This window comes from Legionella moravica DSM 19234 (assembly GCF_000423305.1).
GTDB lineage: Bacteria > Pseudomonadota > Gammaproteobacteria > Legionellales > Legionellaceae > Legionella > Legionella moravica.
In genome coordinates this window covers 39,615-48,582 of the sequence record NZ_AUHS01000028.1, presented here as the reverse complement: position 1 = coordinate 48,582, position 8,968 = coordinate 39,615, and the positions used below count along the sequence as shown (strand labels likewise).

The window sequence follows — 8,968 nt, the reverse complement described above, 5'->3', positions numbered from 1 at the left end:
AGATATTAAAAGTCATCAATTGGGTTTATCAGCACGTTATGCGCACACAAAAAGCATTTATCGTTGGGGAGTTAAGATGCTTTTGGCTGCTATTGTTCAACTGATGTTTTGGATTATCGGGGTCATCGCCCATAGCCAAAATTACCAACGCGTTTTTCAGGCAAACACCGTCAGAGATAAAAAAGTATTCTCTTATTTCTATCTGGGGCAGTTGATGATTGAATTTGATAAGCTACAAGAGCTCAATATTGACTATGAAAACTTGCCAACCCTGATGGAGCAGGAGTTGGCTAGAAAATGGTAAATTCTAGTTGTTCAAAAAATATCAGGGGATCACTCAGCCCGCGCAGGCGCACTAATGTTCGAGGAAATTGAGCTTCTTTCGATCTAATCCCCTCTCCACCGCGCGTAGCGTGGGGGAGAGGGTTTAGGGTGAGGGGGTTAAAATACTTGCCCGCAAAAGCGCGCTCATTTAAAAAATAATGCAGCAATCAAGCTCACAAAAAACAACTACGTGCATGGAGAAACGATACTGGAAGAACATTTATTTTTATTTAAAAATAAAACGCTGCGAAGGGGTAAACGCAACTTATATCAACAGCCATTACGATGAATCAGTGTCAAAAGAAAAGGAAATGAACCTATCATTCCAGTAACTAATTTAAATGAGCGCGCTTTTGCGCGCTAATATTTTAACCCCCTCACCCTAAACCCTCTCCCCCACGCTACGCGTGGTGGAGAGGGGATTGGCTCGAAAGAAGCTCAATTTCCCCGAACATTAGTGCGCCTGTGCGGGCACGATAGCTTATTTGTTATATAGAGCTTAATTAATCCGCCTCGCTAAAAAACATTTGGAAGTTCCCTGGAAGAGAAAAGAATGTATATTATGATGTTTAGGGTGCTGTAATGAGTATTCGTCATCGAAGCTACGGAAGCAGAAACAGCTTCCGTAATGATTAATTAATTTTAATGGGTTTTTCTGAGGTATCTGGACATTTTTAATGGGGAAATCATATCGTCTGCCTGGACTGCAAACGCAGATACATCGGGGAAATTGGTTTCATATTGACAGATCCAGCTTCCCTCTCCATCATCTTCAGGCGTAGGCGAACCTGACATGGTTGAAAGAATTTGATTGCTTTCTTCGATAGCAATATCTTCAGAGTCTGCATTAATTGCCCCCATGATAAATACCCAATTAGAAGGAGTATCGTAATGGCTTAAATTAAATGTCAGATATAAGCCTTCAAGAATTTCCGCAGCGTTGGTCATTCCTTCTGCCTGTACGGCTGCCATTCCAGGACATATTTCGGGCTTATCCTGGGCAGCGAAAACAGAGCTGGCAAGGACTAAGGCGCTAACAAAAGTGGCCAGCTTTGATTTGAACATCATGTTACATCTCCTTGTTACATAGGGTTAAAATTCATAGAGAGACTAACAAGTTGAATATTCTGTTGCAACTATTTTGACTAGGTAAATTTTTATCAGGCAGAACGCTTAATTGATCAAAAAGTATATTTTCCTAAAATATACAAAACATTGCCATTTTTATTAAATCCAGGAATATAGGTAGCGGCTATTGCCATTTTTTTATAAAAAATTGATGTCCAGGGAAGAATTCCCGGAAAGGGCATGTAATTATTGATATCAGAACGAGCGGTAAGCAGTACAGAATATCCAAGCCCCGCTTTTAAATTGGTGTTCAGAGTTGCTACTTTTAAATAAGCGTAACCCGCAGCAGGCTCCCAGTCAGAGTGAGAATCAAGAAATGCTATAGCAAATAAACCATGCCAATTTCCCTTCTCATCAAACAGCCCCTTCCCAAGTCCTCCGCCTAAAGCGGCTTCATTATAGGATGCTATTTTTTCTCGGCTGTACGTATAACGATTATGCCAGGCGTAGCCAGAAATATAGAGATCGGTATCACCTTCAGTCCAGACCTGATGAAGTCGTTGGCACACTGGTTTTAGAAAAGATATCCAGCGAGAACAGCTGTCTTGTAACTTTGCAGTAGAGGCGTTCGAGGTTAATGTACACATCATCAGTAAACTGGAAGTTATTCTTTTCATTCAAATTTTAACCTTTGTGGGGTTTCTCCCAGCCTTTGTTTAGTGTTAGAGTTAAATGGTGAACGGTTTTAGTTATATGGACCTTAACCAGACGTTATATTTCAACAACACAGAATTAGGTGCTGAAATAAAAAGTCATAAACCTGAGAGCATACTATCATGGACTTGTTTCGCAAAAAAGATATTGCTGATTCGTTAGATAATGAAACGCATTTAGCCAAATGCCTCACTGCATTCGATCTTACCTTGTTAGGCGTGGGCGCTATTATAGGTGCTGGAATTTTTATCCTCACGGGCATCGTTGCAGCGACTCAGGCTGGCCCTGCAGTAATAATATCCTATGTTATCGCTGGATTTGCCTGTGCCTTTGCAGCATTGTCCTATGCTGAACTGGCTGCCTCAATCGGAGGGTGTGGAAGCGCGTACGGATATGCCTACGTCGGATTTGGTGAATTGCTGGCCTGGATTGTTGGCTGGGATTTATTATTGGAATACTCCATCTCGGTTTCAGCAGTTTCAGTGGGTTGGAGCGGTTATGCCAATGATTTTCTCTTAGCATTGAAAGTACATATTCCGAATTATTTATTGCATGGTCCCGAAGATGGGGGAGTATTTAATATCCTGTCTTTTTCTATTATTGCTGTTTTGACTGGTTTATTGGTTATCGGAGTAAAGTCCAGCACCCGTTTTAATAACCTGATGGTTATAATCAAGTTATTTGTAATTTTTATTTTTATAGCGATTGCATCTACGGAAGTGCGCGCAGAAAACTGGTCATCATTCATGCCCTTTGGCTGGTCAGGAGTAATGAAAGGAGCCTCGTTGATATTTTTTGCTTATGTTGGCTTTGATGCCGTTTCCACCGCTGCGGAGGAGGCCATTAATCCGCAACGTGATTTGCCCAAAGGGATTATAGGCTCCTTAATAATTTGTACTGTCTTATACATTATCGTTTCAGGATTGCTTACTGCCATTGCTCATTACACAACGCTTAATGTTTCTTCACCGATCAGTCATTCACTGCTGGTTTTGGGGCATAAAACAGCAGCTGGTTTGATTGGAGTGGGTGCTATAGCGGGATTAACCACGGTGATGCTTGTTTTATTTTATGGCTTAACCCGAGTATTTTTCGCCATGTCTCGCGACGGATTGTTACCCAGGATATTTTCTAAAACAAACCCCAAGACCAAAACTCCAGCCCGTATCATTGTGATGTGCGGTACTTTAATGGCTTTGTTTGCTGCAGTTACTCCAATTACCACTTTGGCTGAGTTAGTGAATATAGGTACATTATTTGCCTTTATCATAGTCTGCGGTGGAGTTTTATATTTGCGAAAAACACAGCCAGATATGCACAGACCCTATAAAACTCCGGGAATGCCTTATGTTCCCATTTTAGGTATAGTCAGTTGTTTGTATCTGATAATGAATTTACCCTGGATCACGATTTTGCGTTTTGTTGTCTGGATGGTAGTGGGCATGGTGGTGTATTTTACTTTTAGCCGTAAAAACAGTGCGTTGCACATAGGTAAAACCTGTTCGGCAGAATAATAAATTAACACAGGGTTAACATCATTGCAGCAGCAACCATTGTTGCTGCAGGTATAGTGATTAACCGGGATAAAAATATTCTGCGTAACATGTTTCAATGAGTGCGATAAAATCCTTTGATGAATCCTACTCCGGCTATCGCTCCAGTTTCAACCGCGCAGCCTTTTAGAGTATTTAATTTGGTAATTTTGTTGACCATAGGAATTTGTCCTAACTTAAATATAGTAACTACTTTTGGTCATTAGTTTCGATACAATACTCATTAATTGTTTTACTGGATAAGGAAGTTCTGCTGCTCCCGCATCTAGAGCCATTGCGGCGTGATGCTCCTCATCCTCTTGCATTTGCTGAAGTATTGACCTGGATTGTTCATCTTTGTCAGGCAAGCCTTGTACATGTTTTTTTAAATGGGCGGTTACCTGTCGTTCCGTTTCAGCAACAAACCCCAGGCTTATTTTATCTCCTGCAATTCCAGCAAGGGCGCCAAGGAGTAGTGAACCGCAATACCAGAGCGGGTTCAGTATACTGGGTTTGGAGCCTAACTCCGACAAGCGCTCTTCGCACCAGGCTAAATGATCGGTTTCTTCTATAGCTGCCTGAGTCATTTGTTCTTTGACATGGGCTAACTGGGCAGTTAATGCTTGTCCTTGATACAAAGCCTGGGCACACACTTCGCCAGCATGATTCACTCGCATCAAGCCTGCAACATGTTTTTTTTCATGAGAAGAGAGTGGTACGTTATTCATTTGTGCTGCAGGGGATGGACGAGAAGCAGTTCGCTTTGGAGGGGGAAGTAATGTACGAAGGGCGGTGTCGATTTCGGTTATTAGATGATCAAGAAAATGGGGTGTTCTCATAGAAACTTTATATAGGATTCCAATACCCTATGTTAACTTGATTAATGTATACTTTGAAGTCATTCATGGATTTAATTTTACCTCGCTCATGGTGCACTATCGTTATAGAATGAGGTAAATCAATAATGTTACAAGGGATTGCGGTGACTAAGAACTCCAATTTTTTAATTTATGGCTCTTATGGTTATACTGGCTCATTAATTGCGGAACTGAGTGTGAAGCAAGGGCTGAATCCAGTGTTGGGTGGACGAAACAAAGAGCAGTTGATTCGTCAGTCGAATGCGTTAAATCTGGAATATAGAGTTTTTGATCTTGAGGATTTGGAACAAACCACAAAAATTTTAGAAGACTTTACTGCCGTTTTGCATTGTGCTGGCCCCTTTATCAATACCTATTCAAAAATGGTTCAAGCCTGCCTTGCTTCTGGGACGCATTATGTTGATATTACCGGTGAAGTGCAGGTCATTGAACAATTGATGACTTTGAATGAACAGGCTAAATCGGCTGGTATTATGATATTGCCAGGTGCGGGTTTTGATGTTGTTCCCAGTGATTGTCTGGCTCGGTACCTGGAGAGCAAATTGCCTGATGCCATAGAGTTAATTCTTGCCATAGGATTTTTGCAAAAGGGAGTTAAATCCGGTTCGAGTGTTTCTCGTGGAACAGCGAGAACGATGATGTCAGGATTTTCGGAAGGTACTCTCATTCGAGAAAACGGCCATTTAATGCAAAGTTCCAAGAACTGGAAGATGCGGACCTTTGATTTTGGCCTTAAAAAATCGCTAACTTGTGCTAGGATTTCCTGGGGCGATTTAGCTTCAGCCTGGTGGAGTACTGGAATACCTCATATTGAAACCTACATGGCATTACCCAGAAAAGTGATTCAATTGCACAAATGGATTAATCCGGTTAAATCATTATTTAAATGGGCTCCTATTCAGCATCTTATCGACTATAAAATCAGGCGATTACCTGAAGGACCATCCAGAGACGAGCGGCATAATTCCCTTTCCAAAATATACGGTGAAGTGATTAATCGCGAGGGCATCAAGAAAGCCGCATTGATGACGACACCAAATGGCTATGAATTGACGTCAATAATTTCTTTAGTCATTATGAAGCATATTTTAGCAGGAAATGCTCCTGTTGGTTTTCAGACACCATCTACTGCTTATACGGAACATCTTATTAAGGAAGTGCCTGAAGTGACTCTGGATGATGTGGTTTGAAGAACTGCTCAATGGCGGTTAAATAGTTCGGTGCTGGAGCGTGTTAAATGTTAGGCATTAGCGAGGATTAAAAATCCATTGATGCAGGGGTTTTTGAGTCAGGGGGCATCTTTTCGAGTGGAGGTTGTCCCTGTTTTGAAGCGTGATTCAGTGGTTGATCGTACAGTCTAAGCCTTGAATCGGCGCTTTGATTGGTATGATACCCGTGAATCTGCTCGACTCTTTGTGAATGCTTAGTATCTAATCGTTCTATTTCTGTAGTATTGATAGCTATAACCAGAGTGTTTTTGATTGTATTAATATACAAGGTAATCATTTCAGTTAATGCTTTTAATCCAAAATTGTTTTTAATTGCATATCCTATTATTTCTATAAGCCGTGCAAGAAGACTCAGTGTGTATTTGGGGGGATTGTAGTCAGTCTCTCCTAGCACTTCATTGACTCGTCGCCCCAGATCCTGGATTAGGGTGCCAATGCAGGTGAAAGCGGCTCCACCGATGTACCCCAAATTGCCTGCAAAGAGGATGATTTCCCTTACGAGAAAGAATAAAGCCTCTACCAGCCCTGTTAAAGCGCTATTGAGCAATGATTGTTGATGAATTTGATAGGTACGGCCTTGCATATTTAATAAATTGCGTAGCATGAATTTTAATTCAGATGAGCTATTGGACTTAATCAGAAAAGTGTAATGTGCTTCAATAGCTTCCAGGATGAGATGATATTTTGTATCCCTACTCAGCGGAGAATTATTGACAATAAAGTTGATTTGACTGCGAATGGACGTAACAAAGGTGGATAGGGTGCGGTTTGAGTCAAAATTCAGTTCTGATTTTTCACGTTGATAACGAAAGCATAATCGATAAATTGCTGACTCAAGTTGTGGCAGTTGATTCATTACCTGGTCATGCTGTTTTATCTGATCAGGTACCATGTGCGGTATAATTTGTTGAATGCAGGAACACGGTTCCAGATAATAGATGCCACGAGGTGGGCCTAGCGATATATCCTGATCATTAAGGCTAAGCCCCCTTGCGTACAGACGCTCGAATAAGTCAGGATCTTCTTGTTTTAATGTGCCAAGTTCAGCAACGACATCATGTTTGTTACTGGCGCTATCATGTGGAAAGCGTTCATCAAACTGATTTTTTTCGAATAAATAATTAAACGTTTTGGGATAGGATATTTTTAGTAGTTCACGCTCTAACTGGTTTGTAAAAAAATGGGAATTTTTTACGTAGTATTTTAAATGATTTTTTAAGGTTCTTGCGATCCTGGGAAGAGGTATTCCATCGTAAAAGTTAAGCATTTGTCCTGATGCTAAATAATGTTCACGTTCCATATGGTGAAGAGTGCATAATTTTAATAAATCCTTTGGATCAGGATTTTCCGGAAGCTCCATGATACCTTGCTCAAGATGTTGGGCGATTATTGGCGGTATTTGATTGTTTTTGAATTGGGCACCGTTTTGCGTTAAAAAATAATACAGCATATACCAGGACAATATGGCACCACTTTGCATGTCCTTATTTTTTATTTTGGTATTATCCGAATGATTCCCATACATTGGCAGCATGGATACTTTGGTTTGCGTTGGTGAAACAATAATAGTGCGTGTGATGTCCTGGGGCTTGAAATCACGTCGCATCTCATCCATTTGCAAAATGGCGATGTAATTTTTTACATTGTCTGGAATGGTTCGAGCGAGCAGGTCACTTTTATCGCTCATGCCAGCTACGGGATCAATGGCAAAAAGGTTTAATTTTAACGAGTGCAATTGATTCAGTAATTTACTGTGTCGTGCACTCAATGGTCTTGCCTTATGTTCCAGATAGGATTCAAATTCTTTGAGTTGGTTTGCGATATGAATGCAGGTTACTGAACCTCGACTAAATCCAGTTAAATTGATTGAGTTATCCATGCTGTCTTGAGCACTTAACCATTTTACAATACGACGAGCGGCATTTATAGCATTACCCCTAACTTCTCTCCCAAGCCAATCGGGACCCTCGATATTGAGATGTTCGCTGCTACAGGCAGCAGAAAATTGAGATATAATATTTTTTGTTACAGTACTTCGTTCCCCAGTACCAAACGCAAATACAGTGAATGCTGCCATCATTAGCTCAGTATTTTAACCGAATGAATTTTTATATTAAGTCAAGAAAAACGGGATTTGCAATGTGGAATGCAAAGTCCTCTCCATATTTAACTCCTTGATTAACATGCAATAAAATTTAAGGTCACTCTGTATTTGTTTTATTGCTTTTGAAAAAGACCATCCTGGGAAACATAATTAATCAATATGTACTATAATTTTCTTAAAATACAAAAGAAGAGAGAATCCATATGTTTTGGAATCATCAGAAAGGAAAACCAGAGGATGTAGAACAGATTCATCAATATTACATGGATATTATGAATTGCCTTCCTGATATGGTTTATTGGGTTGATGTGGATTGCAATTTATTGGGTTGCAATAATCGGTTTGTTCAATTATTAGGTTTCAATGGACTACGTGATTTTAAAGGAACTCCCTACTTGCAAATGAAAAAATTTGCTCGCTGGAAGGACGAATGCATTGAGGAGCTAAAATTAAAGGATATGAACGCCATATTTACCGGCAAATCTCATTATAATGTAGAAGAAAGGCCAATATTCAATGACAAGCAAAAGAGTTTTTATTTTAAAACCAATCGTGTACCGATGTTTGATGAAAATAAAAATGTAGTGGGTTTGGTGGTTGTATTAACGGATATCAGTGGACTAAAAATTCAGGAACAACAAACCAGGTCCAAAGCAGAAAAATCGCTAAGTTCAGAAAAACCATCAAAAACCACATCCTTGCCTAACGTGTTAATGATAGAAGACAATGTCATCGCACAAAATGTTGAGAAGGCTCTTTTAACTGCGTTGAATTGTCAGGTCGATATTGCCGAGACAGGAGATAAGGCTTTAAAGCTGTTTGGTCCTGGTAAATATGATTTAGTTTTAATGGATATTGGTCTGGAGGATACTTCAGGATATGTTGTTGCCAAGCAATTACGTAACATGGAAAAAGATACGAATCATCATGTTCCTATTATCGCTTTAACGGGATATGAAGCCGATGTAATAAAATACGATTGTGAGCAGTATTTCATGGAAGGTGCCATAACGAAACCATTAACCAGCGAACAGGCCGAGCAAATAATTAATCATTATGTATATCATATGGACGTTCCGGTGCGTGGATTGAAGACTACCTAACTGAACTGGTGATTGA

The 8,968-nt window shown here is 40.1% G+C and carries 7 protein-coding genes and 1 pseudogene; 4 read left to right on the top strand and 4 right to left on the bottom strand.

The genetic code is table 11. From position 1 onward, the window contains the following. A pseudogene (locus tag G543_RS0108070) lies at positions 1-304 on the top strand (hypothetical protein); the annotation flags it as partial. Between the two features lie 662 nt (positions 305-966). Here the strand turns inward: G543_RS0108070 and G543_RS0108065 are convergent. Further along, positions 967-1,392 carry a DUF4949 domain-containing protein gene (locus G543_RS0108065; protein ID WP_028384073.1) on the bottom strand — a complete coding sequence of 142 codons (426 nt, stop codon included), beginning with the start codon at positions 1,390-1,392 and terminating at the stop codon, positions 967-969. Positions 1,393-1,505: 113 nt separating this feature from the next. Next, positions 1,506-2,069, bottom strand: a complete 564-nt coding sequence (gene pagP / locus G543_RS0108060) for a lipid IV(A) palmitoyltransferase PagP (RefSeq protein ID WP_028384072.1) — start codon at positions 2,067-2,069, stop codon at positions 1,506-1,508. A 159-nt stretch (positions 2,070-2,228) separates the two neighbouring features. Between pagP and G543_RS0108055 the strand changes: the two genes are divergently transcribed. Further along, positions 2,229-3,620 carry an amino acid permease gene (locus G543_RS0108055; protein WP_028384071.1) on the top strand — a complete coding sequence of 464 codons (1,392 nt, stop codon included), beginning with the start codon at positions 2,229-2,231 and terminating at the stop codon, positions 3,618-3,620. 215 nt (positions 3,621-3,835) lie between these two features. Here G543_RS0108055 and coq7 read toward each other — a convergent pair whose 3' ends face one another. Beyond that, a complete protein-coding gene (gene coq7, locus G543_RS0108045; protein WP_028384070.1) occupies positions 3,836-4,477 on the bottom strand; it encodes a 2-polyprenyl-3-methyl-6-methoxy-1,4-benzoquinone monooxygenase in 642 nt (213 codons plus the stop codon). 143 nt (positions 4,478-4,620) lie between these two features. On the opposite strand from coq7, the gene G543_RS0108040 reads away from it, so the two are divergent. Next, positions 4,621-5,706 carry a saccharopine dehydrogenase family protein gene (locus G543_RS0108040; protein ID WP_242602591.1) on the top strand — a complete coding sequence of 362 codons (1,086 nt, stop codon included), beginning with the start codon at positions 4,621-4,623 and terminating at the stop codon, positions 5,704-5,706. A 67-nt stretch (positions 5,707-5,773) separates the two neighbouring features. On the opposite strand, the gene G543_RS0108035 is transcribed toward G543_RS0108040, so the two are convergent. Then, entirely contained in the window at positions 5,774-7,825 is a 2,052-nt protein-coding gene (locus G543_RS0108035) for a DUF5621 domain-containing protein (protein ID WP_133141384.1), read from the bottom strand. A 227-nt stretch (positions 7,826-8,052) separates the two neighbouring features. On the opposite strand from G543_RS0108035, the gene G543_RS0108030 reads away from it, so the two are divergent. Next, complete coding sequence (locus G543_RS0108030; RefSeq protein ID WP_028384067.1) at positions 8,053-8,952, top strand: response regulator; 900 nt, start codon at positions 8,053-8,055, stop codon at positions 8,950-8,952. Positions 8,953-8,968 lie beyond the last annotated feature (16 nt).